This window comes from Pseudomonas sp. TMW 2.1634 (genome assembly GCF_001703595.1).
GTDB lineage: Bacteria > Pseudomonadota > Gammaproteobacteria > Pseudomonadales > Pseudomonadaceae > Aquipseudomonas > Aquipseudomonas fragi.
In genome coordinates this window covers 1,052,250-1,078,718 of record NZ_CP016849.1, presented here as the reverse complement: position 1 = coordinate 1,078,718, position 26,469 = coordinate 1,052,250, and the positions used below count along the sequence as shown (strand labels likewise).

Below are 26,469 nucleotides of genomic sequence, written 5' to 3'. Positions count from 1 at the left end.
AGTAAGGAGAGAGAGATGAAAGTCATGACTTGCCCGCTCAACGGGCCGCGCAATATCAGCGAATTCACCTACGGCGGAGAGTTCAAGCAGATGCCCGATCCTCAGACCTGCAGCGACGCCGAGTGGGCCGATTACGTGTTCAACTGCGAAGACGTTCTGGGTGTGGTTCGCGAATGGTGGATGCACAATCCGTCCAGCTATTGGTTCCTGGCCGAGCGCCACACCGGCAGCGACGAAATCCTGCGCACCCTCGATCCCAAAGAGCTGTTCAGCCAGCGCGTCGAGTTCATCGCCGCTGCCAAGGAGACCGCCCGATGAGCCGCCTTCCCGCCCCCATGGGTCTGTTGATCGACCGCAATCAGCCGCTGGATTTCACTTTCGATGGCAAGCCGTATCAGGGCTTTGCCGGCGACAGCATCGCCAGCGCCCTGCTTGCCAACGGCCGCTTTCTGCTGTCTCGCTCGTTCAAATACCACCGCCCACGCGGCCCCCTGACCATGGCCGGGCAAGACGCCAACACGTTGGTGCAGCTGCCCAGCGAGCCCAACGTGCTGGCCGACAGTCACTTGCTGGAAAGCGGCGTTCAGGTCACCGGGCAGAACTTCAACGGCTCGCTGGACAACGACAAGGACGCTTACCTCGGCAAGTTCTCCAAGTTCATGCCGGTGGGCTTTTATTACCGCTCGTTATACAAGCCCAAGGGCGCGTGGAAACTCTGGGAGCCGATCATTCGCAAGAAGGCCGGCCTGGGTGTGCTCGATCTGAAATTCCAGCCCGAGTATTACGACAAAGCCTATCTGTTCGCTGATCTGGCCGTGATCGGCGCAGGCCCTGCCGGTCTTCAGGCCGCACTGACTGCCGCCAACGCTGGCGCCAAAGTGCTGCTGATCGAGCAACAGCCGGTCCTCGGCGGCTCGCTGACTTACGCCCGCTTCGATCTCGAAGGCACTCGCTCCGAGACCGTGCGCACTGAATTGGTCAGCGCCGTCGAAGGCCACGCCAACATTCGCGTGCTGAAAAAAGCCACCTGCAACGCCTGGTTCACTGACAACTACCTGCCGGTGATTCAGGGCATGCGCATGTACAAAGTGCGCGCCGCGCAATGCCTGATCGCCAGTGGCTCGTTCGACCAGCCGGTGATTTTCCGTAACAACGATTTGCCCGGCGTGATGCTGACCAGTGCCGCGCAACGCCTGATGAAGCTCTACGCAGTCAAGCCGGGCAAGCGCGCTGTGGTGCTGACGGGCAACGATGACGGTTATCTGGCCGCGCTGGACCTGCACGATCAGGGCGTTGAAATGGCTGCGCTGGTGGACATGCGCAGCAACCCCGCCGACCGCGCCCTGCTGCTGGCGCTGGAAAAGCGCGGCATCACCTGCCATCTCGGCAGCACGGTATTTGAGGCGCGGCACGAAAAAGGCATGCGTCACGTCAGCGGCGCCGACATCCGCACGATCACCGGGCAAGGTCAGGTCGCCGGCAGCGGGTTGGTTCTCGATTGCGATCTGCTGTGCATGTCCGGCGGCTATATGCCGGTCTATCAGTTGCTGTGTCAGGCGGGCGGCAAGTTGGCCTACGACGACCAACTGGCGGAATTCACCCTCAGCGGCCTGCCGAAAAACCTCAGCGTTGCGGGGTCGGCCCATGGTTATCACGCGCTGGACAATGTGCTGGCCGACGCTATTCATGCCGCTGCCGATATCGTCATGGCGCTTGATCTGGAACTGGCCGCCAAGCCTCTGGCGATGCGCCCTGAAGCGCAGGTCAACTTCCCGTGGCCGATCTTTCCGCACCCCAAAGGCAAGGATTTCGTCGACTTCGATGAAGACCTGCAAGTGCGCGACATCATCAACGCCACCAAAATCGGCTATCGCGACGTGCAGCTGGTCAAGCGCTACTCCACTGTAGGAATGGGCCCATCCCAAGGGCGTCATTCGGCATTGCCGACAGCGCGACTGGTTGCTGCCTCGACCCAGCGCAGCATCAGCGAAATTGGCGTCACCACAGCTCGTCCGCCCTTTGAGGCCGAGAAACTGGCCCACGTCGCAGGGCGTGCGTTTGACCCGTACCGGCAGACGCCAATGCACAAACGGCATGTGGAGGCTGGCGCGAAAATGATGCCCGCCGGCATCTGGCAGCGTCCGGCTTATTACGGCAAGACCACCGAGCGTGAGGCCTGCATGCAGGCCGAAGCGCTGCACGTGCGCAACAAGGTCGGCATCATCGACGTATCGACCCTGGGCGGTCTGGACGTGCGCGGCCCGGACGCCGCCGAATTGCTCAACCGCATGTACACCTTCGCCTTCCTCAAGCAGCCGATCGGTCGCTCCCGTTATGCGCTGATGACCAACGAGCACGGCGTGGTCATTGACGATGGCGTGTGCGCACGCTTCGGCGAGCACCATTTTTACGTCACCGCCACCACCAGCGGCGTTGATCGCATTTATCAGCAAATGCTCAAGTGGAACGCACAGTGGCGCCTGAATGTGGACATCGCTAACGTCACGGCGGCGATTTCGGCGGTCAACGTGGCAGGACCGGATTCACGCAAAGTGCTGGAAAAGGTCTGCCAGGATCTGGATCTGTCGGCTGAAGGTTTTCCTTATCTGGGTGTGCGTCAGGGCACCGTGGCGGGGATCAAGGCGCGCTTGCTGCGGGTCGGTTTCGTCGGCGAACTGGGCTATGAAATCCACGTTCCCGCTCGTCACGCATTGAAGCTGTGGGACGCATTGATGGAAGCCGGCAAGGCCTTCGATATCCGCCCGTTCGGCGTCGAAACCCAGCGTCTGCTGCGTCTGGAGAAAGGCCACGTGATCATCAGTCAGGACACCGACGGCATGACCCATCCGGGCGAGATCGACATGGGTTGGGCGGTGAGCCGTACCAAGCCGTTCTTCGTCGGCCGCCGCTCGGTGGATATCCTCGAAGCCCAGCCGCAGAAACGCAAACTGGTGGGTTTCACGCTGCCCAAGGCCAGCCCGCAACCGCTGGAAGGCCATCTGGTGCTCAGCGGTCCGGACATCAGCGGCAACGTGACGTCCTGCGAGTACTCGCAATCCCTGGACAAGATCATCGGTCTGGCCTACGCCGCGTTCGATCAAAGCCAGCCAGGGCAGCAGATTCCGATTCGTGTCGAGGACGGCGTGATCGTCCAGGCCACCGTGGTAAAACTGCCTTTCTTCGATCCTGAAAACCAGCGCCAGGAGCTCTGACATGTCGAGCCTCAACACAGAAAGCTACATCGAACCCGCTCCGCTTCAGCTCGGCGCTCTACAGCAATGTGTGCTCGTCGATCTGACCGAGATGCCGAGGGTTGGTTTTCGCGGTCAGCAGAGCGCCGATTACTTGCAGGCCCGTGGCTTCAGCCTGCCGGATGCGCCGAACCGGGCGGTCACTCAGGCCGATGGCAGCCATGTGGCACGTCTGTCACAGACTGAATACCTGATCCTCGGCAGTCTTCAGGACCGTGGCGAACGCGTCGCCGATGAGGAAGCGCGCTGGGAGCTGGATCACAGCGCCAACTATCTGCTGCCCCGGGAGGACAGCCACGCCTGGCTGCACTTGAGCGGCGTGTGCATCGCTGAGGTCATGGCCAAGCTCTGCGGCGTCGACCTGCGCCCTGCCGCCTTCCCGCCGGGCGCAGTTGCGCAGACCTCTGCGGCGCGCATCAACGTGATCGTAATCAATCTGGGATCGAAAGGACAACCGACATTCCAGATCCTCTTCGACCGTGCGTCTATTAAATATTTCAAGGACGCGGTGCTGGATGCCATGGCCGAATTCGATGGGCAGGAGCTGGAGATAGAAACACTTCAGTGAGCTCTAACCTTGCAGCAAATCATTTTACCGGCAGTGGCGATTTCAATGATGTCACCGCCTGCAAACCATGGGACCACAGACAGTACAAAGGTCGTTATCAAGGAGTATCCATGAACATAGCTGAAGTGCCTGACAAGGAAGCCGACTACAGCGTCCCCGCCCTCGCCCGCGGTCTCAGCGTACTGGGTATGTTCAACGCCCACACACGCAGCCTGAGCCTCCAAGAAATCGCCGAGCGACTGGGCGTTAGCAACTCGGCGGTTTACCGCATTCTGTTCACGTTAACCAACATGGGTTATCTGAACAAGCACAACACCCAGTACGAACTCGGCGCGCGGGTCATCAGCGACGGCTTCAGTTACCTGGCAAGTCGAGACATCGTCGAAGTGGCGATGCGGCACCTCAACGAACTGCGTGATCGCACCTCGTTGTCCTGCCACCTGAGCATTCGCGAGCAGACCGATAGCCTGTACCTGTATCGCGCGTTTGCCGCGCAAAGGCTTTCCGTGAATATTCCAGTAGGTACCCGCATCGCCTGTCACTGCACGGCTATGGGCCGCATGCTCCTCACCTCATTGAGTGAAATAGAGCTAGGGCAGTTATATCAGCTTGTCCGGCTGGACGATTATCCAGCACCCGCACCGCGTACGTTGCTTGAGCTACAAAATTTGATTAGCGAAGACCGAGACAGGGGCTGGGTATTGCACCGATCCGATTACTCAACCGCAATTGCCGCGCCGATCAGAGATCATAACGGACACGTCGTGGCCGCGATCAATCTCTCCGGCCCAGATGCGGTGATGGACTCTGAGGACGTTAAAGAGCAATTTCGAGCTTTACTACTGGCAAGTAGTATAAGCATCAGTAATGAACTGGGTTATTCCCATCCATTTGGTTAGATGAAAATAGCGACTGTTTGGCGTCCCGTTAATACCTGCACTCCACTCTCATCCCACACATCTAAGCTCTGCAAAGAGTAACCATTACCGGCTTTTCGGCTAAATGTACGTATCAAAAACCAGCCACCTACAGTCGAAGGATTTGGTAAATCGAATGTCCAAGAAACAGTGCTAAATAACGCGGGCGCATCAAAACAAGCACTGACACCCGGTGGCACGCAATCAGCGAGTGCAATCAGCGCAACAGTGGAGTCGATGCCTTCGGCGTCAACATGTCTAGCCCAGACGATTAACTCTGGTATCGCTGCACCTGAAAACGGTAACGCACCGCCTGCCGGACGAAATTCAAAGTTTTGAGCGCAAGGAGGAGCATTATGGTCTAACACTAAAGTTGGGAAGATATGCGGACCACCTACATCAGGCATTCGCGTAAAATCGTGGATAATCTTACTCACCCGGGGGCGAGCAAACTGCATGACCATATGTAGAATATGCCTATCTTCAGACACAGTGTCTGCCACCATTGAGATCAGCGACTTCCCCTCATACAAGTGCGTCGCGCTGAACGTCTGAGATGCAGAGCAAGGACCCAAAAATGACACATGGGCAGACATCAGGGGGGGCAGTTCCTCTGGAGCCTCTAGCATCGCTGTATGCAACGAAAGCGCGGCGGACAAGCCACCATAAACGGTTCGTCCTTGAAGCCAGTCTGATGGTGGGGAAAACGGTTCAGTTGCTTTAAACTGCTGGAAAATATGGGTTAACGAACTCATTGCGTTCCCCGATCAGATGTATTGGGAATTAGAAGGATTGAACTTCAAACTTTACAAAGACTATCGAACCGAAATCATCAAGCCTATTAGCACTCTGAGAGATTGCTGTGGCTGTGTGACCGGTTGATTACGCGAACGAGCAGGAGTACAGCTGGGCGACAGGCGGTACTTATAGCGGTATGTTAGGTCTATTGTCGGAGTTTAAGCCACGGCGGCGGAAGCTGGCCATTATGGCGATCGGACTCCAGAAAAGCACAAAAACTGTCAAGCACTAGAATAAACGTTAGCTCATATTTTTGTGGTCGGCGCTGACCCCATTCAGGCCAGCGCCAGACTATCTATACAATTACCTTATACGAACTTCCTCGCCCTCACTTAATCACGATAGGGTTGACCGGAGCCCCGCTACCGCCTACAACCTTTAGTGGTGCTGCTGTATAAAGAAAAGTCCATTGACCATCACGTACGCAGTCTTCAGCGAGTGCATCCAGCGCGATGATCTCGCTGAATGTCACTCCTAAATTTCGCATAAGTGCATTATGCAGAGGTAACTGGACGCCGCTCACCGGATCAACAGTAACTTCGTTGGCGATTGTGTCGGTTACAAGGTTAGGAATTTCCATTTCATGAAACCAATGCACCAGCTCTGGGCTGAAGGTGAGACCAGGCTCTAGAAAATTGTCATAGAACTCTTCCGCTGAAACTTTATAAAACTTACCAATCCACCCAGTCCTGATAAGCAAAATATCATGCTTCTGGATCTCGACCCCCTGAGCCTTCGCGGCAGCGACGAGATCAACATGGTTGAATGTTTCACCTCGGTCCAAATATTCCTTGCCGCGGAATCTGGCCATATCGATCAAAATGCCACGGCCAACAATACCCCGCTCCGCTAATGGGAGGACGCTAGCCTTGCTAAGTCCTCCTACAGTCGTCATAGCATCAAATCCGTTATAAATCTGATCGCCATACCACGTGTGCCCGAGGGCATCGTACTGACTGGAACCTTGCAGATACATAACCATCATGTCATCGGCGTATTGAAGCCCTCCGGCAAGCGCGTCCGCCTTCCCGGCAACGTACATCCCTCGATCCATAACGTTCATTCGTTTTGCTCCGGTACGGCCCGGCCACACAGGGTCTCCATGGGGAGACCCCATGGGAACCTGCAGGGTAAACGTCTTACCCTGTCTGATGGCCGCAGCGCCCCGTAATACTTCATATGGATTTAGGAAGTTGAGCGCGCCCACCTCATCATCGTCCCCCCAACGACCCCAGTTTTTTGGCAGTTTTTCAAACAGTGCCGCGACACCTGGCACGTTACTTACGTCAGTACTTTCACACATAACGGACACCTTTTATTTTTATAGCCTACGAGGCGTTGATGGATCTTGTGTTCAGCCAACAAATGGCTGGTTTTCTACGCTCCATCGAATATGACGACAAACGTGCAGCCGATGAGAGCCTCTGAGCGGGTGGGGTTCTACCGCACTCAACCCATAGAAAATTTCCCAAAAAGTCTGTTAATAAGAACTTTTTTCTGAGCGCGCAAAAGTGGGTCGGTGAATGACACTCCTATCACGTCACTTGACCTTTGGATCGGGAGGGATGAACGCGCGCAGGAAAAACCTGAGATCAATATGAAGCGGCATCTGAGAGGCATCTGAGGTGCAAGGCCAATGCTTTTCAGGGGCTTTTTTTGCGTGGCTATGGATGAGAACCATGTGCAACCTCATATTTTTATTCTTTCTGGTCATACATCATTGATACATGTCTTACCAGATAGAAAAGCTAGCTACACCCAGCAAGCTTGTCAACTACAAAAAGTCGCAGCAAGCTCTTTGAACGCAACCTACCAGGCATATTGCACGAAGAAAAGGCGGCCTTGTCATGCAGCATTGGACTTGTAAGACCACCCTAAAATCCGCCACTATTCGGCATTACTGTTGCGCATGCTCAAAAACAGGATGGACAGATGAAAAGTGCGACCTCTCAAACGCCACAGCCGCTTCCGCTGGAAATCGTTCATTGGCTCACGGGGGAAATAAATTCAGGTCGATTGGCCACAGGTGATCAGCTGCCGAGCGAACGAAAACTGTGCGAACAGTTCTCCGTTAGCCGAGCTGTGGTGCGTGAAGCGCTGTCGCAACTCAAATTTGAAGACCTGATCACAACGCAACAGGGCAAAGGTGCCTTTGTCGCCAAGCGCGGAGAGCGGCACGCTTTTAGGCTGAGCGAGGTCTCGTTGGGCGAAGAAAACTCGCTCCTGCACATCTTGGAGTTTTTGATCACCATCGAAGTAGCTGCCACTCGTCTGGCGGCAACGCGTCACACCGCTGAGGACCTCAAAAGGATTCGCCAAGCTCTGATTGGCATGGAATATGCTATTGTCAACGATCGGCTAGGTGATGAGGAGGACTATGCGTTTCACCAGGCAATCTTTGCAGCGGCACATAACCCCCACTTCAAAGCGCTGAATGAGTATCTGGATCATAGTGTCCGTCGTCTTATACGCGAAGCACGAAGCAATACTGCCAAAAACTACCATGAGCTGGTCCAGGACGTACAAAACGAACACCAAGCAATTTTTTTGGCGATCCAAGCTAGAGACTCGGTGAAGGCGGGCGAAGCGGCAGAGCGGCATCTGCGTAATGCAGGCAAACGAATGAACATGTACATCGAAGACTGACACTCACGCCTTCTGTTCGATCCATCCTCTATCGGGTGACTTAACACCTGTGCGGAGAACGACGACCAGTGCTTATAATTGATCACAGATATAGAGGCTGGAGTGGAACGAACGCCTACTGGGCGGCGTCAACAGTTGATCAATACTACCACCATCATACAGCCGCTCCCCCGCTGCGCCGTTCGCTCCCATGCCGCCAATAGAGGGCAATGCGTTTATTGCAAGGGTCTGCCAAACGGAGACAAAAACTGCGTTGCTTCGACGGAAAATCTAGCAGCAAGTGTCAGCGCGTGTGAACTTCGACTGTAATTGCCGAAAAACTCTTTTATGCCACCCGAGTCTGCCCACAGTAGCATCGCCTTCTGTTGCCCAGTCACCCCATCAACCGCCTCCAACTCAACAGCCAAAGCGCCGTTGAGTAATGGACCAATCGCGAGGGAGGTAAGCGTGTTCAGCACTGGAGAGGCTTCCGTGATACGCGTAATGCGTACTTTGACACGAAGGATGGGATCAGCCACCCCCTCCCCGCCTGACAGGTAGAATTGTTTCTGCATTTCATTATGGAACTTGTCCTGTAACACGCCGAGAACTTCTGCACCTACCTCAGGGGAAATTTCTTCTGACCCGGCTGGAGAGATCAGAACCGGGTCAATTATCGCAAACCTATATCGACCAAAGTCGCCAGGTTGGGGAGGGATCGACATGACATTTTCTCCGCTCGGCACTAGCCCCTGATAAGACTGTGCCTGATCAGACCTCACTGGGGTATGCGATGCACACCCGCTTATGCTGCCAACCACAAGCGCTAACGCGAAGCCAAACCGCACCTGACACTTTGCCTTCGAAGGAGGGCATGACACCCCGCAAAACACTCTATTAAAAGGCTTCTTTCCAGATTCCAGCATAATTCTCACGTCCCTCTCAGGCATGGGAATGCCCAGGCCAGGGCCAAATATCATTAATTGGACGTCAGTGACCGTCATTCATCATGAAGCTAAGCATATTTATGCTTGAGCACTTTCTGAACGACTGAATATGCATAAGTCATCTAACAAAATAGCAAAATTAAGCGACCGGTAAGATAGCTCTAGATTAGCTCAAGGTGCGTCCCTGCCATCAACAAGTAAGCTCAACACCCACTGGCCCTTGGCCTATTGCTAAAGAGCGTGGCTATAAAAGAGTGAAAATGATTCGATCCCATCATTCGGCTCTTTAATGCCTGCGTTTGAGTAATGAATCACTCGAGCACCCACGCGTTGCGTGTCGCCAATCTTCAAACCTACACCTAAACGATCTTCAAAATTGAAAGCAGATCCAAACTCTCTGTCGCCTGCACTACTGCCGGAAAAAACCGAAACCCCCACTCCCAATTCTATAAAAGGCTTAATATTGGAAGAGCCGAACTCATAAACAAAAACGGGAGCAAAAGAGAGCGAGTGTCGTGCCCCGGCTTTTTTACCTGATTCCCAGTAGGTATAACCGTAATCCCAATACCCTGTCAGTTTACCTGTCGAACTTTGCAGCCAAGACTGATCCCAATTTACTCCCACGCCTGCGCGAGCAGTTAAGCCACCCTGACTGGTCGATCCAATAGCCGAAGACAACTCAATCGCTTGAGCACCAAAAGATAGAGGTAAGAGTGCAAGCGCACCCAAGATGATTTTTTTCATATGAATACCTGCTCGTAGCCAGCATTATGAGTGAGTGCTATATCAGCCCCACCTATTAGAAAATAGGGATGACTCTATAAATCGGTCTTAGGAGAGCAATGCCGCGCCATGACACTCTCCATTATTAGAACTAACAGCCTGTTCAGGTCATTCAGCTGGCGTGCTGCGCCCCTAGTTCGATTAACAACACTCCGCCGACGATGAAGATAATCCCTAACCCCATTAATTTGGTCAGTGGATCCTTGAAAAGTAGCTTTGCAACAATTGCCGTCAGTGCGACGCCGCTTGCAGACCAGACACCGTAGGCCACCCCAATACTCACCCCCTCAGCGAGGGTTAAGCTAAGCAGCGAAAAGGCAACCAAGTAGGATGCCGCAACGGGCAAAATCCAGATTTTGCGGCGAAAACCATCCGAAGCACGCATGGATAGTGTTCCGCTGACTTCAAACAAAATCGCGCCGATCAAATAGAACCAACTCATAGTGTTTGCTCCACTTTCCCATGCGCCGCACCTGCGCCCATTTCGACCAACCACACGCCGGCAATGATGCAAGCAATCCCCAGGCCCATGATCCAACTCAGGGAATCATCGAAAATAACGTGTGCCATGACCGCTGTAAGCGCAACGCCACAAGCAGCCCAAATACCGTAGGCCACGCCAATAGCCATGCCCTTACGAAGAACCATCGAGAGCGATACGAAGGCGCCCACGTACCCGCAGACGACCACAACGAACCATTGAGGGTTATCCATAGCGGCTCGAAGTGAGAGCGTCGCCACCACTTCGAGCCCTATGGCTGCAAAAAGCCAAATCCACTTTTTCATCAGGTTACCTCTTAACTCCCTAAGTATTAGTTTGCCCCAGCCAGAGCTGCTAGAGAGGCATTGGTTTGACAACCAGCATTCGAGTCCGCCATCCAATGTGTCGCCGAACCCACGATACGACTGCCGAGTTCTTTAACTATTCGTTGGTGAGCCAGCACTAAGGCCTCTATTCCAGTACCGGCGTCCTGACGCATCACTGAGCTGCAGGTCAGGCTTCGATGAGCACCATCAGTCCCGGTGCGTCTTAGGCTCCAAGCAGCCTCAATCAATGAGTACCGACCTGGAACCGACTCAAAACGACGTACGTCAACCTGGAGAGAAACATGGGGCAAGCCAGGCTCGCGTGCAAGCCCTGCTCCGTCGACGCGGCCCATTTGTAGCCTTAACTCATGCCTCAACGCCGCTCTCACTTCATCTGCCAAGGGCGCGGCCCAGCGCTCAGTTTCAAGTATCTGCATACTGCTTTCGCCTTGACGAACAACGATCTGAGGCTGATCAACCTGAACGGGAACATTGACCGTCGTAAGTGAATATTGAAATGGCACGGCGGCGTTGGCGTTGACGGAATCTGTAGCAGGAACCAAGGTGTAATAGCGCGTGGGCGCAGAACTGCAAGCAGCCAGTGCCAGAAACGCCACGGACCAACAGAAACGTATGTTCACTTGGCAGACTCCGCCGGTTGAGCTGATGAGGCAGACGTGCTCGGACGAAAGCCATCGGGTTGACCTTCCTTTACTCGGCCGCGAATCAGCGCTTCGGGGTGTCGGCTCAAGAGATCACTGAGTACCCGCACTGATCGAGCGGAGCGCTGAACCTCATCCATAACTTGGCCAAATTGCTGGCGCTGTGGAGAGTCTTCAGCAAAACTTTCATTGACTACCGACAGTGTCTTTTGAGTCTGCCCCAAAGCATCCCGCATTTGCGGCAGGACTTGCCCGTTAACTTGCTGCAAGGTCTTACGCATCTCGACCAAGTTGGCATTGAGGTTATCCGCAATGCGTTCGACTGGAATTTTGCTCAATTTTTCCACGATACGCTGCACCTGATCCTGCAACTTGTCTAAACTCCCGGGGATCGTAGGCATTTCCATAGGTCTGGCCGCAAGGTTAAAAGGTACCGATTGAGCATGAGGGACGAAATCAAAAGAGACATAAAGCTGGCCCGTCAGCAAATTTGCCGTTTTGACCTGAGCGCGCAGCCCCTCTTTGACAAAGATCGATATCAACTGGGCTGATTTCTTACCGTCTTCATCATGACCAGCATCATAGGCCGTCAGTATTTGCTCATAGGCCTGGCCCAAGCGCTGGGGATAAATGACCGCACCGACCACGACTGCAAAGTTATTAGTCGAACGGTTGAAGTCCAAATCGGTTGACACCACCTTGCCGATATTTACCCCTAGAAACTCCACAGGCGCATTTATCGCCAAGCCGCGCATTGACTGATCAAAATGCATACGAATGAAGAACGGCTCACCATCAGGCGGTGCCAAAGCTGTTGCCTGATCTTTAAAGAGTGGAAACGCGCCGCGTTCGTCTGCTGCCTTCGCATCATTCCCATAGGGCGGTTCCATAAACGCAATGCCGCCCGACACAATCGAGGCGACTGACTGAGTATCAACCTTCAGCCCATCCGCTCCAAAGGTGACGTCCACACCGCTGGCGTTCCAGAAACGAGTGCCTGTGGTGATAAAGTCATCATTGGGAGCATTCACGAAAATCTCGATTTCTACGCCCTTACCGTCGGCAGACAACTGATATGAAACGACCTGCCCAACTTCGATGCGACGGTAATAGACAGGCGAACCAACGTCCAGTGAGCCAAGGTCATCTGCACTCAATGTGTAGCGCTTGCCTTTCTGCCCATAGGTAATTGGCGGTGGACTTTCCAAACCCTTAAAAACGATTCTGGTTTCAGGGGACTCACCAGGGTCAGCTCCGATGAAGGCGCCCGAAAAAAGCGTATCCACGCCTGAAATACCTTGCGCACCGATTCGAGGGCGAACCACCCAAAAGCGTGAATCCTGAGCTGTAAAGGCCTTGGCGGCGTGCTCTAACTGGACAGTCGCCACCGCGTGGTCGCGATCATCGCTCAAGGTAATGTCGGATACTTGCCCGATGACAACGTTTTTGTATTTGACCTGTGTTTTTCCAGCGACCAAGCCTTCAGCACTGAGAAAGGTGACTTTTATTTCAGGCCCCTTTGACAGGATGCTGTGAGCCGCCATTGATAAGCCAATTAATGCCGCCACTATGGGTAGTAACCAAACCAACGAGACCCCCTTACTTCGATCCTTTACACCCGGCGCTTCAGGCTTTCGTTGAGTTTTGACATTAAACTGATCAGACATCTTCAACCTCAGCATCCCACATAAGACGGGGATCGAAACTCATAGAGGCCAGCATGGTGAAGACCACGACAAGGCCGAAAAAAACAATCCCGATTCGTGGCTCGATATTGCTCAGCAATTCAAACTGCACCAGTGCGGCAAGCACAGCGACGACCAGCACGTCAAGCATCGACCAGTAGCCAATGCGCTCTACGACGCGATAGAGACGAGCGCGCTCCAAGGTGCGCCATTGGCTACGTCGCTGGGTGCTCATCAGTAACAGGAACATAATCAGAAACTTCATACAGGGCACTACAACACTGGCTATAAAAATGAGCGCCGCGATGTCCCATGCCCCGCCCTTCCAAAGTTCGAGCACACCACTCATGATCGTACTCTCGCGGCCATTACCGACAATATCGGTGCGCATCACCGGCAATAAATTGGCGGGGAGATAAAATAGCAAGCCCGTCAGAAGAAGCGACCAGGTTCTAACAAGGCTATTGGGTTTGCGTCTATGCAATGTCGCGCCACAGCGCGAACAAATTACTGCATCACTGGAACTTGCCTTCTTACAGGTGTGACAGAGAACCAGTTGCAACTCTGAAGCAATTGGCGGACGTTGAATCGTCATACGTCCTTTGCCTCATCCCATAGCCGCTGCATACTTTTGCTGGTGACAATGATGCTGACAACGCAGAGTAATACTAATGCAACCAGCCCCATACCTGGGCGCACATCTAACAGCCCACTTAGTTTAATGATGGCGACCAAAATACCGAGTAGACATACTTCCAGCATGCTCCAGGGCTTCAACTTCACTAAAAGCCGCATACACCCCATAAACCCCGGTGCACGCCTACCCTGGTAGGCAAATCCAAGCAACCAGCACAAGAGACCAATTTGCAGCCCTGGGGCTAGTATGATGCATACACCTGCTACGAAGGCAATTGGCGTAATATCTCCTCGTGCAAGTGCCCATACGGATGACCACAATGTTGCTTGATTCCCCGCACCCTGAAAACTTATATCGATTACGGGAAAAACATTAGCAAATACGAACAAAAGCGCGCTGGCTATCGAGATTGCAAACAACTGTTCAATCGTCAGCGCTGAACCTTGCTGGAGCACACCATCGCAACGCGTGCAAATGGATGTCTGACCTGGCTTCAGCGGCAAGGATTCGAAGACTGAATCGCAGTGCTCACAGATAATCCAGTCATCACACTGATGCATAAGAGTGTTCCTAAACGTTGTTCCGGCAGTCAATTCGACTAATACGCAAACGCAGAAAGCGGACTTAGACATGCTCACTGACTTGAATAATAAGTGCACACCAACATAAACCACGCCGGCACACCAATAAGCACTCGGAACAAGGCTACACCCTGTTTTTCAATAAACGGTTTGGAAAATATCAAGATTTGATCAAGATGTTACACAGACGTTAATCGGATCCTGATTTCGCCGCTTCGAGTACGTTTGGCGGGCCAAGGACCGAGAATCCTGCTACCCGCCTTCAACGCTGTCGGGACGCATCCGAGACGTCGCGCTTACACCCGTCAAAGCCTCAACTCACTGAGCAGGAGGGTTAAGCAGTCTCAAGCTTGCAATTGGCACACTACTGTTGCTTGATTAATCGCTGATCCGAGCAGTGAGTCAACCACATGCTCAACCTCCTGAATCAGCCATAGGGAATTGACATACGAATGGCTAGCCCACCCCCTTCACGGTTGTATGCGCTGATAGAACCGCCGTGAGCGTCGCAAATAGCGGAAGCAATTGACAAGCCCAACCCAGTCCCTCCCAAAGGACGGGCGCGAGAACTTTCCGCTCGCCAAAAACGGTTGAATATACGCGTCAACTGGTCATCCTCCACCCCAGGTCCACGATCGGCAACAATCAGGTGAAGCGCACTTTCACATTGACTGGCCTTTATTTCTACGGACTTACCCGGTGCGGCGTAGCGGATCAAATTATCGATCAAAATGGAAAGGACCTGGCCAAGCCGATCTCTGTCAGCCAGCAACATTAACTCAGGCCCAACCTCGATCTGGATGACAACATTAGCCACAGCAAGCTGAGGTGCGGCCCACTCAAGTCGCTCCGACACCAATGCGTTCACCGAAAACAGACTTTTCTCCATCGCTAACTGGCCCGCCCGGGCCAAAGATAATAGATGCAGGTCACCCACCAGCCGATTCAACTGATCAAGTTGGCCCTTGACCAGCATCAACTGTTGCGGATCACTGGGGAAGACCTCATCCAACATCCCTTGCACACGCCCAGCCGCCGCATTAAGGGGTGTTCTTAACTCATGGGCAAGTACAGCACTGGATACCCGAATCTCACGCTCATATTGCTCGAGCTTGGCAGTCATTCTATTGAAGTCTTTCGCCAGCTTTATGATTTCAGCGGGGGCGCCAGGGACGCTCAGCGCACGCACCGAAAAATCGCCCTGCGCCACCTTTCGAGCGGCACGGGCCACATCCGAAAACTGCCGAGATAGCGGGCGAGAGGCCAGTAATCCGCCCAAAATAACAACGGGAATTGAAATCATGACAAATGAGGCTAGCCACAGCCAATCACGGCTCGCGATACCGGGGAGGAAGTCACGTACATCGTAATAACGCTGGAATAGCTCCCATAAGCGAGCCTCATTATGATGCGGATCTGCGCGAAGCTCTTCGAGTTCCGGTCTCACCGACGCAGGAATTTGCTGGGTCGTGTTGTAATCCCAAATTGCAAATCGCAGCCACATACCAAAGGCAATACTGAGGATGACACCAAGCGCGAGTGCACTCATCCGCAAGCAGACCCAATACCAGAGTGTAGAGCGATGTTTACGCGAAAATGGTAATTTCACTGCGTCCCCCGGAACCGGTAGCCGACGGCGCGTACGGTAACCAAAACATTGGCGATACCATTGGCCTCCAGCTTACGACGAAGATTATGGATATGCGCGTCGATGACTCGATCTAAAGCTCCGCTCTCTGGTACGCACGCCTCCAACAGTTCACCACGGGTAAATGCTTTGAAGGGAGCTCTCAGCAACGTCGCCAATATATTAAATTCCGTAGGCGTAAGGTCCAACACAACACTGCCCTGTTCCAGACCTTCAACATGCGCGGTAAATGTTTGAAGATCCACCAACAGCGCACCATCGCGTAGCTGATCTTTTGATATAAGACGACTGGAATCTGTTCGGCGTAGTACAGCGACCACTCTGGCGACAACTTCTTTCGGATTGTAAGGCTTGACTATGTAGTCATCCGCCCCATAGCGAAGTGCGCCTAACTTATCAGGCTCATCACCGATTGCGGTCACCATAATGACCGGCGTGTCACCCAAACGGCGAATAGCGGAAAGAACTTCTGTGCCGCTCAACTTGGGCAACATGACATCCAGCAACACCAGATCCGGTTTCCAGCGTGCGTGCATTTCAACACCCCGAAGACCGTCTTCAGCAATAGCTACTTCAAAACCGTCTCGGCGAAGGTAGGCCTCAAGCGTACTTGCACTCAAGGCGTCGTCCTCAACCACCAGTATTCTTTTACCTACCATGCGAGCCTCTTAATAAAACCTTGATAATTTCCGCAACGATTCTTGAAAGTCTGCTGCCACCATCTCACTCCAAGATAACAGCGAATGGTTGAGTTGATGGCTACTTTCTTACCAACAGAGAATCAGACCGGTTTCTTCCGACGCAGTGGGACACTGGTATTCGGGGTGCTGCTCCCTGTAGTCATCAGTCTATCTGCTTGTTCACTGGCACCAACGTACCAGCGACCTGAAGCACCGATTCCAGCACGGTTTGACAGCTCGACGGTTCCCACCTCCAAGGTTCCGGAAGGAAGATCGGAACCGCTCTCTAGCCAGGAACGCCTTTTTCTTACGGCGTTTTCGACAAGCGATGATCTTGTCCCGCTCGTCGAACGTGCTTTGGCTAACAATCGTGACTTTAAAGTCGCGACGCTCCAGGTCGAACAAGCACGCGCGCTAAATCGAATTGATCGTGCACAGCAGTTACCCAGCGTGAATGCCTCAGTCCAACGCTTCCGGCAGAAATTCAATGATCCCAGCCTCGACGCTCGCTACGGGCAGAAATTGAGCGCTGCGACCATCGGCACATCGGATTTCGAGCTGGATTTCTTCGGCCGGGTTCGCAGTCTTTCCGACGCATCCAGGCATCGGTATATGGCCAGTGCTCAAGGACAACACGCGTTTCGCGGTGCTCTGATTTCAGAAGTTCTACGTGCCTATGTTATTGATCGCGCAGCTGCGGCTCAAGCGCAACAACTGCAAAACGCATATCTCGATACGCTGACCCTGCTCAATCTCGCCGAACGCCAACGAGACGTTGGGACGTTATCTGAAGATGAAGTGAACCTGCAACGCAGCGACACCGAACACTCACACGCAAGAATGCAGCAGGCTCAAACCGACGCGGCCGCCGCACGACATGCGCTGCAGTTGCTGACTGGCTACGCTGGCGCCTCCCCCGCGGGAAAGGTCGAGGAATTGGCCAACCCAAATGAGTCGCTCGACTGGCTGAATTCGTTGCCCTCTGAGGTGCTGCTGGAACGTCCCGACATCCTTCAGGCGGAGGAGCAACTACGGGCCTCAAATGCTGACATCGGTGCGGCCAGAGCCGCGTTCTTTCCATCAGTTACGTTGAGTACCTCATTGGGTACTGCCAGCGATGGTTTGGGAAACCTATTCGATGCAGGTGGCCGCGTTTGGACCTTCATTCCTCAAATCACGCTGCCCATTTTCAATCATGGCCGTAACAGCGCCAATCTCGATCTGGCACAGCTACGTAAACAGGCGGCTGTGGCCGACTACGAAAGAACCGTGCAATCAGCGTTCCGAGAAGTATCCGATGTGCTCACAGCCCGCAACGCGCTGATTGAACGAGTGCGCAGCGAGCGTGGACTGGGGATCACAGAGGATGAACGTGTTCGGCGAGCGACTGCGCGCTTCGACGCAGGATGGGAGGACCAACCGCGGCTGTTGTCGGCACGCCTGCGGCTCCACCAAACCCGCATCGACGGTATTTTCGCGCAACGGGACTTAGCCCTCAATCGTATCGCCCTTTTCCACGCCTTCTATGGCGTAAGCATGAACGCTCCAGCAACGTTAGGAAAAAAATCATGAAAAAACTTTCTGCATACGCATTACGACGCTCTGTTGCCCAAGTGTTCTACGGTTCGGTGATGTCCTTGCCCCTGGCTCTTCAGGCGCAGGCTGAAACAGCTTCAATCACCGACAGCATCTTTGGTGGCGATACTCAAGCCAGCGTCGGTGTCGGTGTTGCTGGTGGGCCCCGCTACATGGGCTCAAAGGATTACCGGAGTGTACCGGTTCCGGTTCTCTCGCTAAGCCGCGGCATTTTTTTTGTTGATACCTATCGAGGGCTAGGCTTGCAATGGCAGTCGCCTTCAGGCTTCTACATCAGTCAGTCCTTTTTCTACGACGCTGGCAGGGATGATCGCAATAACGACTTTAGACCTGGGGCTAACCGACTCTCAGGCATGGGCGAGGTCGACAGCACAGCAACTAGTATTCTGTATCTAAGTCAGCAATTGACGCCGTGGCTCTCGGTCAATGGCGAAGCCGAATTTGCGCTGGATGGCGGAGAAAGGGGCACGCGCTATCGCGCCGGACTCGAAGCGACGGTGTTGAACCAGTCAAGAGACATCATTGTGCTTGGGCTTGACGTCCGAGCTGCCGATCATCGCTACAACCAGGCCTATTTCGGCGTAACTGGTCAGCAATCTCAGCAATCGAGGTTTACCGCATTTACTCCTGGAGGCGGCCTGAATCAGTACGCTCTGAACGCGAACTGGACTCATAAATTTGACGAAAACTGGTCAACGTATGTGCTGGTAACCGCATCGGAATTGGGCGGAAAAGTTGAGGACAGCCCTCTGATCGAACGCAAAGGCGCGCTGAGCGCCGTTACCTCCATCAGTTATACGTTCTGACCCTGCTAGACGGCGGTCGCTCAACTATCAAACATCGGGAATACATGTCGTGATCCATGCCCCTCGCGCGCCTCTTGTACCGTTAATAATGATGTTAAGTCTAATTGCAGGGTGCGGCCGTTCAACGCCGCCCCCACAAACCCCGCCCCGTTCTGTGAAGGTTGAAACCGTGCGTGATAGCGAGGGCAATCGCCTTCCTATCACGGGCCGGGTCCGGATTGAACAACGCGCTGATCTGAGCTTTGAAGGTTCAGGCCGTATAGCTTCCATCGCCGTGGATGTCGGCGATACGGTTCGGCGAGGCCAAACACTCGCACGGCTGGATCCAGAGCCTGCACAACTCAAACTACAACAGGCCCGTGCGGATGTGAGCGCCGCCAAAGCGCAAAAAGCCGAACGAGATCTGAATTTTCGCCAGCAGCAAGCATTGTTTGATGATCGCGTGATCTCACCCGCGACCCTCGCCGCTGCTCGTGCAGCCTACCTGAGTGCCAACGAGCAGTTGGACAGCGCAAAGGCAACAGAAGCGCTGGCCAGTCGAGCCGTGCGCACCAGCGCCATTGTGTCGCCATTTAATGGACGCATCGTCGCTCGTTCAGTTCAACCCTTCGTAGATGTGACAGCAGGACAAAGCGTGCTTCAGATTGAGGGCGCCGAGAAGGCTGAAGTCGTCGGCATGCTTCCTGCCGCGTTGGTTACTAAACTTAAGCCAGGGGATGTCGCATCGGCCTATACAAACGCAAACCCTGCGCAAGACGTCTCCATCCGATTGGAAAGCCTGTCCAGTCGCCTGGAAAATGGCGCGCTGGTACAAGCCATCTTCCGTCCAGTCGAACCAAGCAGCGAACTTCGCAGTGGCGAGACGGTGCTAATTACGTTACCAATAGCGCAAGCGCATGCGCCTTCTGTGCCGGTTACGGCACTTATCCCACAAACACAGAGCAAACAAGCAAGTGTCTTTGTGTACGATGCAGCCACCGCCAAAGTCAGCCGTCGCGAGATCACCCCCGAAACGGTGGAAAACGGTCGAGTACTCGTACGTGACGGCCTTGCCGTCGGCGAAACCGTCGTGGTTGCAGGCGCCGCATTCCTGGTTGATGGGCAGGCGGTACGTCTGTATCAACCCGCCACACACATCGGCCGGGACAAAGCCTTATGAACCTGACTCGAAGCGCACTCGGCGCGAGCCGGCTGACCTTATTTACCGCACTCCTGATTTTGATAGGCGGGGTATTAACGTTTCTGCGGTTTCCCTCCCAAGAGGAGCCAACGATCACCATTCGTGACGCGCTCGTTGCAATTTACTTTCCGGGTATGCCGGCAGAACGCATAGAAAATTTGCTAGCCAGACCGACCGAAGAAAAGTTACGCGAACTGGCGGGCATAAAAAAGATCATCACAACCGTGCGCCCCGGAAGCGCGATGATTCAGATCACGGCATACGACCAGGTCAAAGACCTTAGTGCGCTATGGCAGCGTGTACGCGCTAAGGCGAGCGAGGCAGCGGCAGGATACCCGCAGGGCAGCCTGGGACCGTTTGTCGATGATGATTTCGGCCGCGTGGCCGTGGCATCCGTCGCAGTTACCGCGCCCGGCTTCAGCATGAGCGAAATACGCGAGCAACTTAAAAATACTCGTGAGCAGCTCTACGCGTTGCCAGGCGTTGAACGTGTCTCTATATACGGCTTGCAAGAAGAACGCATCTACCTCGAATTTGACCGCCAGCGCTTGGCTGGCCTCGGGCTGAGTCCCAACGCCGTACTGGAACAACTGCGTACTCAAAACGTTGTGACACCTGGAGGACTGCCCTCTGTTTCCGGATCGGCTTTCACCGTGATGACAACCGGTGAGATGCGAACTCTGGACGACCTGCGTCGCTTTCTAATCTCCGCACCGAGGGGCAATGACACAACAGTTGTGGCGTTGGGTGAATTGGCAGACGTTCGTTTGATGCCAGCCGATCCGCCGGAAACGGCGGCAATTTATGAGGGGCAACCGGCCGTCGTACTTGCCGTTTCGATGGCATCCGGGCAGAACATCGCAGCTTTCGGCCTCCAATTACGGCAACGATTGAACGAAATCGCCAAACAACTACCGGCCGGTTTTTCCCAACACGTCGTGACCTTCCAGGCCGACGTGGTTGAGCGTGAAATGGGCAAGATGAATAGCGTGATGGCCGAGACGGTCATTATCGTGATGGCTGTAGTGATGTTGTTTCTGGGCTGGCGCACCGGGCTTGTGGTGGGGGCAATCGTGCCGCTAACTATTCTCGGGTCATTAATTGTCATGAGCGCGCTGAAGGTCGAACTGCAAACGGTGTCCATCGCAGCGATCATCATCGCCCTGGGACTTCTGGTGGATAATGGCATTGTGATTGCCGAAGACATCGAACGACGTCTTCAGGCCGGAGAGGAACGTCGCTCTGCTTGCATAGAGGCAGGGCGGACGCTAGCGATTCCACTGTTGACTTCATCGTTGGTTATTGTGTTGGCGTTTTCACCTTTTTTCCTAGGTCAGACCAGCACAAATGAGTACTTGAGATCACTTCCGATAGTGCTCGCTGTAACGCTGCTGGGGTCGTGGGTATTGAGCCTGACGGTGACACCCTTGTTATGCCTTTACTTTGCCAAGGCGCACGCCCCAGCAGACAATAATCAGGCAGCCTACGATTCAAAACTGTATCGGGGCTATCGGCGCGTTATCCAAGCGCTCATGCTCCATAAACTGATGTTCATTGCCGTGATGCTGGTTATGCTGACTGGAGCCGTTGCGGTACTCGCGTCCCTCCCCTACAGTTTTTTGCCTGAATCAGATCGGCTGCAATTTCAGATGCCATTGACGCTAGAACCCGGTACCGATTCTCGTCAGACACTGCAGACCGTCAAGGACATCAGCAACTGGCTAGCGAATGACCAGGAAAATCCAGAAATTGTCGACAGCATCGGCTACGTCTCAGACGGTGGCCCACGCATCGTACTGGGATTAAATCCACCGCTGCCTGCGACGAACGCAGGCTACTTCACCATCAGTGTGCGCCAAGGCAGTGACATGGATGCGGTGATCGCTCGTGTGCGCAACCATATGCTTGCGGCGTACCCGCAAGTGCGTGCTGAGCCAAAGCGATTTTCCTTGGGCACCACCGAATCTGGAAAGGCGGTCTATCGCGTCAGCGGACCGGACGAGACCGTATTACGTGCAGCGGCCAATCATATAGCTAAGGCTTTGCATGGTCTGCCAGGCACGGTCAACGTGCAGGACGATTGGGATGCTCGAATCTCAGGTTACGAAGTGGTGGTTGACCAGGTACGCGCCCGACGCGCGGGCGTGACCAGCGCCGATGTCGCTCAAGCGCTGCAGACTCGATACTCAGGCGCACAGGTGTCTCAGATCCATGACGATGACACGACCGTGCCAATCATGCTGCGTGGGTCGATGACTGAGCGTGACCAAGCTGAAGACGTGGGTAGTACATTGATCTATCCGCAAGCGAACGGCTCGCCGGTTCCGCTGGCGGCTATAGCGCAGGTGACGCTCAGTTCAGAGCCCTCTGCGATTCAGCGTCGCAATTTAAACCGGACCATTACCATCTCAGGCCGCAATCCTGAGCTGACGGCGGCGACCCTAGTCGCGCAGATTGCACCTAAGGTGGCAGAGTTTAAACTTCCACCTGGATATCATATTGAAATTGGCGGGGAGATGGAGGAATCCGCAGAGGCCAATGAGTCGTTAGTGCAATATATGCCAGTTGCCGTATTGTCGATGTTGTTACTGTTCGTCTGGCAATTCAACTCGTTCCGAAAACTGCTGATCATCGTTGCCAGCATCCCTTTTGTACTGATTGGCGCCGCGCTGGCCTTGGTAGTGACCGGCTATCCATTTGGATTTATGGCCACATTTGGATTGCTGTCCTTGGCAGGGATCATTGTGAATAACGCGGTCCTGCTGCTTGAGCGAATCGAGGTGGGTGTCGCCGAAGGCCAATCCCGTCACGATGCTGTCCTGACGGCAGCAGTAGAACGGCTAAGGCCTATCTTGATGACCAAACTGACCTGCATTGTCGGACTGATCCCGTTGATGATGTTTGCCGGCCCTTTGTGGACAGGCATGGCGATCACGCTAATTGGTGGTTTGGCACTCGGCACCTTAGTTACATTAGGGTTGATCCCAGTGTTGTATGACCTGCTTTTCGCGGGCGCCATCGGGGAGCGGATCACCAACAACGAGAAAGAACAGCACGTTTAGACATGGAAGCGTCCGACTGAGGACGCCTTCCCGGCGTTGGGCGATACCGGGCGTCGGTCGCAACCATTTTTCGATGTGACCGATGTCTCGCCGACGGGCCCAGCCTTGAGCGAGAGTACGGATGATTACCATTGGAAGTAATGCTCCGACGAAACGCCGGCGCTATTGCAACCGATCGGACGCTCTTCACGCCACTTCAGCGCAGATTGAACTGCATGAGCGGCGCTAGACGAGCTTTCCCCTCTGTCGTAGCGTTGCGTTCCATTGGGCAAAGACTGTGAAGGGAGAAATCACATGAGCACCACAAGAAAATTCGTGATGGTTTTGTCTGCCGTGGGCATTTAGGGCGGATGCGCCGTAACAACTCTGACACTCTCGCTCGCAAACCCATGAGCACGCTTGAGCAGGATCGGCAATTGGTCACCATGGGGATTTTTCGGCCATCTGTTTTGGAAACTGATGCCGAATTGGAGAAGATTTCGCCTAACAGTCCTAGAGCCCTACAACCGCTGAGACAAAAGCTTGCGGCCACTCAGCAACAGCAGAACAGACTTCAAGCAGAGGAAGCCTTACACCCGCCAGCTACAGCCACTTCGCAACCGGAAGACCAACAACAGCGCATGTGTTCTTTGAATAATAGGGCCGCCGTATATTTAGTGCCTTGCTAAAGCATTCTGCGCACAGTTCCTGCGAACGCGGGTTAGAGTGACTCACGCTGGTACGCCCTGCTAAGGCCCGAAGCTTGACCAAGTAAGCGTAGAGCTTAAACAGCTACAGTGTGTCCTACCACTCCCCACATCGCTCCAGGGCTGGATCAGGCCGATGCCGATCAATTCGCGGAGTCGAGATACTGAGTGTGGATTACCCGCTGCATTCGGATCCGATGCACGTTGACTTGTCTATCTCCAACCTGATGGCGGGCCTCTGCGACAAAAAGGCCTATCCAGCGAGACCTAGGATGTTCACCTTGCCCAGAACGATGAGCTCAAAACCGGGCGCTAATCACAGATTAATCAATATCCATTGCCTTTAGGCGATCTATTACGTTGATCAACTGCTCCACCTCGACCATAAGCTTCACGGCATCATGGGGATGGCCTGAGCGTTTAAGATTGAACGCTAGCTCAGCAAGCCGCTCGGCATACAATTCAAGCTTGCTGAGGATAAGCGAGCGCTCGAACGTGGACGTTTGGGCCATCACAGCACCTTTTTTATTATCATGGCCTCTCAAATTAGGCCGAGCCCATTAATAAACGGTCGAGTTATTGTGAATTTTTCGTTAAGACGTCAATTTTTATAAAAAAATACTGTTCTCGCCAAAAAAAAACTCCAACCAATTGATTCATAATGAAATATCAAAAATAGACCGAATCAGCCGTACTACTAACTGTTGCGGCGGCATGGCGAATGGCTGCGCTGGAGCAACAGCTCTCAGGCTCAGAGAGCTGTGGATAGCCTCTACGCTATTCGAATATAGATTTCGCCTAAGGAATCTCCGAACAAGTTTTCAAATGTGCTGAAATACGCCTGACCACCTGATCCGAGCCGCCTATGAGCCAGATGAGCTTTTCCGATTTCGAATACGCCGGCAAGCGCAAGCAGACACGCCGCGAACGCTTCCTCGCCGAGATGGATCAGGTCGTGCCCTGGACGGGTCTGCTGGGCCTGATCGAGCCGTTCTACCCCAAGGCCGGTGGCGGCAGAAAACCCTATCCTCTGGAAACCATGCTGCGTATTCATCTGTTGCAGAATTGGTTTTCCCTGAGCGATCCGACCATGGAAGAAGCGCTCTACGAAATCACGCCCATGCGCCAGTTTGCACGTTTGACCTTGAGCGCCCCGATACCTGAAGACACCACGATCATGAATTTCCGGCACTTATTGGAAAAGCATCAGCTTGCACCTGCAATCCTCGCGGTCATCAATGGTTATTTGCAGGACAAAGGCATGTCTCTGCGTCAGGGCACTATCGTCGATGCCACCATTATTCATGCTCCCAGTTCGACTAAAAACGAAGAGGGAAAGCGCGACCCTGAGATGCATCAGACCAAAAAAGGTAACCAGTATTTCTTCGGAATGAAGGCCCATATTGGCGCTGATGTCGAGTCCGGCTTGGTTCATCACGTCCACGGCACCGCCGCCAACGTCGCCGATGTCACACAGGTCGCCGAGCTTTTGCATGGCGAAGAAAATGCAGTGTATGCAGACGCCGGATACACCGGCGTTGAGAAGCGTGAAGAGCATGAAAATCGTGAAGTGATCTGGCAAATCGCGGCGCGCCGCAGCACCTATTCCAAGTTGAATAAACGCAGCGTGCTCTACAAGGCCAAGCGCAAGATTGAGTACTGCAAAGCCCAGACACGGGCCAAGGTCGAACATCCGTTTCGGGTGATCAAATGCCAATTTGGGTACGTGAAAGTGCGCTTTCGTGGGCTGATGAAAAACACGGCTCAGTTGACCACATTGTTCGCCCTGTCGAACCTGTGGATGGCTCGAAAACAACTGATGGGTATGGGCGAGTTGCGCGCTTAACATGGAAAACCGGGCGAAAAACGCCCTCGATGAACACTGCATCAGGTCGTTTTGAGCAAATAGCGCTGCGTGCCGTGCAAATTACGACTTGCGGCCGCCGCGCAGCAAGTTGATCGGAGCATCCCTAATGAGACCGGGGTACATGCTTAAGGTCCCAGTCCGCGTCAAGCAACTAAGTGCAGACATAACGGCCAGCGATCAGTAGTCCAAGTCTTATCTGCCAAAGGGTCGCATTTGAATATCACTACAGATTGATCGACCACTCATCATCTAAGTCTCTGAATATCCGGCCATTGATAAGAAATTGATAGACTCTTCATACAATCTTGATAAATAGATGACAAGCTAGAGGCACAAGTAGTAAAAAATCCGTTTTAGCGGCCACTTGCCTAATAAATAGGAGTAATCCTATTTAAAGTCTGGTGGCCCTCCGCCATAGACATTTTCTCCTTTGGGGCTATGGCGTTTTTCTCCTGCAGCTGTCGCCTTAGGCCTGGGCTGCCAAGACCTGTCGGCAACTTTAGTGCTGGATCGTAGATTTCATGACCTAGCTAGCACCTATCAGAAGAAGGATCTTCACCTAACCCGCATTGAACGCCAGTACCGTCTACGTGCCACTCACTAGCCATGCTAGGCAGTACATCAAGCGAGCGGGTTCGTTTAAGTCAGTTGTTAGCAGGAAGCTCGTATCTTCTAAAACGAAT

Annotated in this window: 23 protein-coding genes; 10 read left to right on the top strand and 13 right to left on the bottom strand. The window is 53.8% G+C overall.

The window, feature by feature from the left end:
- Positions 1–15: 15 nt before the first annotated feature.
- From BFC21_RS05160 to BFC21_RS05145, 4 genes are all read left to right on the top strand, one after another.
- Positions 16–318 (top strand): sarcosine oxidase subunit delta, encoded by a 303-nt coding sequence (locus BFC21_RS05160; protein ID WP_070413557.1) that lies wholly within the window; start codon positions 16–18, stop codon positions 316–318.
- Positions 315–3,212: a 2Fe-2S iron-sulfur cluster-binding protein gene (locus BFC21_RS05155; protein WP_070413556.1), complete on the top strand. Its 2,898-nt coding sequence runs from the start codon at positions 315–317 to the stop codon at positions 3,210–3,212. The genes BFC21_RS05160 and BFC21_RS05155 overlap by 4 nt, the downstream gene beginning before the upstream one ends.
- A 1-nt stretch (position 3,213) precedes the next feature.
- Positions 3,214–3,819, top strand: coding sequence for a sarcosine oxidase subunit gamma (locus BFC21_RS05150; RefSeq protein ID WP_070413555.1), 606 nt, complete (start codon positions 3,214–3,216; stop codon positions 3,817–3,819).
- A 110-nt stretch (positions 3,820–3,929) separates the two neighbouring features.
- The gene (locus tag BFC21_RS05145; RefSeq protein WP_078468118.1) at positions 3,930–4,718 is read left to right on the top strand and encodes an IclR family transcriptional regulator; all 789 of its coding nucleotides are present in this window, start codon (positions 3,930–3,932) and stop codon (positions 4,716–4,718) included.
- Here the strand turns inward: BFC21_RS05145 and BFC21_RS05140 are convergent.
- The gene (locus BFC21_RS05140) at positions 4,715–5,491 is read right to left on the bottom strand and encodes an acyl-CoA thioesterase II (protein WP_078468119.1); all 777 of its coding nucleotides are present in this window, start codon (positions 5,489–5,491) and stop codon (positions 4,715–4,717) included. The genes BFC21_RS05145 and BFC21_RS05140 overlap by 4 nt on opposite strands.
- 371 nt (positions 5,492–5,862) lie before the next feature.
- Complete coding sequence (locus BFC21_RS05135; RefSeq protein WP_054895803.1) at positions 5,863–6,837, bottom strand: cyclase family protein; 975 nt, start codon at positions 6,835–6,837, stop codon at positions 5,863–5,865.
- 629 nt (positions 6,838–7,466) lie between these two features.
- Between BFC21_RS05135 and BFC21_RS05130 the strand changes: the two genes are divergently transcribed.
- The gene (locus BFC21_RS05130) at positions 7,467–8,180 is read left to right on the top strand and encodes a FadR/GntR family transcriptional regulator (RefSeq protein ID WP_054895804.1); all 714 of its coding nucleotides are present in this window, start codon (positions 7,467–7,469) and stop codon (positions 8,178–8,180) included.
- 215 nt (positions 8,181–8,395) lie between these two features.
- Here BFC21_RS05130 and BFC21_RS05125 read toward each other — a convergent pair whose 3' ends face one another.
- The 10 genes from BFC21_RS05125 to BFC21_RS05080 form a co-directional block, all read right to left on the bottom strand.
- A complete protein-coding gene (locus BFC21_RS05125) occupies positions 8,396–9,085 on the bottom strand; it encodes a DUF3313 family protein (protein WP_256670882.1) in 690 nt (229 codons plus the stop codon).
- Between the two features lie 252 nt (positions 9,086–9,337).
- A complete protein-coding gene (locus BFC21_RS05120; RefSeq protein ID WP_078466820.1) occupies positions 9,338–9,850 on the bottom strand; it encodes an acyloxyacyl hydrolase in 513 nt (170 codons plus the stop codon).
- 151 nt (positions 9,851–10,001) lie between these two features.
- Positions 10,002–10,331 carry a multidrug efflux SMR transporter gene (locus BFC21_RS05115; RefSeq protein ID WP_054895806.1) on the bottom strand — a complete coding sequence of 110 codons (330 nt, stop codon included), beginning with the start codon at positions 10,329–10,331 and terminating at the stop codon, positions 10,002–10,004.
- A complete protein-coding gene (locus BFC21_RS05110) occupies positions 10,328–10,675 on the bottom strand; it encodes a multidrug efflux SMR transporter (protein WP_070413552.1) in 348 nt (115 codons plus the stop codon). The genes BFC21_RS05115 and BFC21_RS05110 overlap by 4 nt, the downstream gene beginning before the upstream one ends.
- 26 nt (positions 10,676–10,701) lie before the next feature.
- Positions 10,702–11,337 (bottom strand): membrane integrity-associated transporter subunit PqiC, encoded by a 636-nt coding sequence (locus BFC21_RS05105; protein WP_070413551.1) that lies wholly within the window; start codon positions 11,335–11,337, stop codon positions 10,702–10,704.
- Positions 11,334–13,025 carry an intermembrane transport protein PqiB gene (locus BFC21_RS05100; protein WP_070413650.1) on the bottom strand — a complete coding sequence of 564 codons (1,692 nt, stop codon included), beginning with the start codon at positions 13,023–13,025 and terminating at the stop codon, positions 11,334–11,336. The genes BFC21_RS05105 and BFC21_RS05100 overlap by 4 nt, the downstream gene beginning before the upstream one ends.
- The gene (locus BFC21_RS05095) at positions 13,018–13,638 is read right to left on the bottom strand and encodes a paraquat-inducible protein A (RefSeq protein WP_054895808.1); all 621 of its coding nucleotides are present in this window, start codon (positions 13,636–13,638) and stop codon (positions 13,018–13,020) included. Before BFC21_RS05095 ends, BFC21_RS05100 begins: the two co-directional genes overlap by 8 nt.
- Positions 13,635–14,240 carry a paraquat-inducible protein A gene (locus BFC21_RS05090; RefSeq protein ID WP_070413550.1) on the bottom strand — a complete coding sequence of 202 codons (606 nt, stop codon included), beginning with the start codon at positions 14,238–14,240 and terminating at the stop codon, positions 13,635–13,637. Before BFC21_RS05090 ends, BFC21_RS05095 begins: the two co-directional genes overlap by 4 nt.
- 448 nt (positions 14,241–14,688) lie before the next feature.
- Positions 14,689–15,810: a cell wall metabolism sensor histidine kinase WalK gene (locus BFC21_RS05085; RefSeq protein ID WP_120265761.1), complete on the bottom strand. Its 1,122-nt coding sequence runs from the start codon at positions 15,808–15,810 to the stop codon at positions 14,689–14,691.
- Between the two features lie 56 nt (positions 15,811–15,866).
- Positions 15,867–16,568 carry a response regulator transcription factor gene (locus BFC21_RS05080; RefSeq protein ID WP_120265760.1) on the bottom strand — a complete coding sequence of 234 codons (702 nt, stop codon included), beginning with the start codon at positions 16,566–16,568 and terminating at the stop codon, positions 15,867–15,869.
- An 84-nt stretch (positions 16,569–16,652) separates the two neighbouring features.
- Between BFC21_RS05080 and BFC21_RS05075 the strand changes: the two genes are divergently transcribed.
- From BFC21_RS05075 to BFC21_RS05060, 4 genes are all read left to right on the top strand, one after another.
- A complete protein-coding gene (locus BFC21_RS05075) occupies positions 16,653–18,161 on the top strand; it encodes an efflux transporter outer membrane subunit (protein ID WP_197432295.1) in 1,509 nt (502 codons plus the stop codon).
- Positions 18,158–18,991 (top strand): MipA/OmpV family protein, encoded by an 834-nt coding sequence (locus BFC21_RS05070; protein ID WP_070413656.1) that lies wholly within the window; start codon positions 18,158–18,160, stop codon positions 18,989–18,991. Before BFC21_RS05075 ends, BFC21_RS05070 begins: the two co-directional genes overlap by 4 nt.
- Positions 18,992–19,079: 88 nt before the next feature.
- A complete protein-coding gene (locus tag BFC21_RS05065) occupies positions 19,080–20,150 on the top strand; it encodes an efflux RND transporter periplasmic adaptor subunit (RefSeq protein ID WP_070413657.1) in 1,071 nt (356 codons plus the stop codon).
- Complete coding sequence (locus tag BFC21_RS05060; RefSeq protein WP_070413658.1) at positions 20,147–23,233, top strand: efflux RND transporter permease subunit; 3,087 nt, start codon at positions 20,147–20,149, stop codon at positions 23,231–23,233. The genes BFC21_RS05065 and BFC21_RS05060 overlap by 4 nt, the downstream gene beginning before the upstream one ends.
- Before the next feature lie 1,009 nt (positions 23,234–24,242).
- Here the strand turns inward: BFC21_RS05060 and BFC21_RS05055 are convergent.
- Complete coding sequence (locus BFC21_RS05055) at positions 24,243–24,431, bottom strand: hypothetical protein (RefSeq protein ID WP_070411906.1); 189 nt, start codon at positions 24,429–24,431, stop codon at positions 24,243–24,245.
- Between the two features lie 353 nt (positions 24,432–24,784).
- Here BFC21_RS05055 and BFC21_RS05050 point away from each other — a divergent pair, with 353 nt between their 5' ends.
- Entirely contained in the window at positions 24,785–25,765 is a 981-nt protein-coding gene (locus tag BFC21_RS05050) for an IS5 family transposase (protein ID WP_034113392.1), read from the top strand.
- Positions 25,766–26,469: the final 704 nt, after the last annotated feature.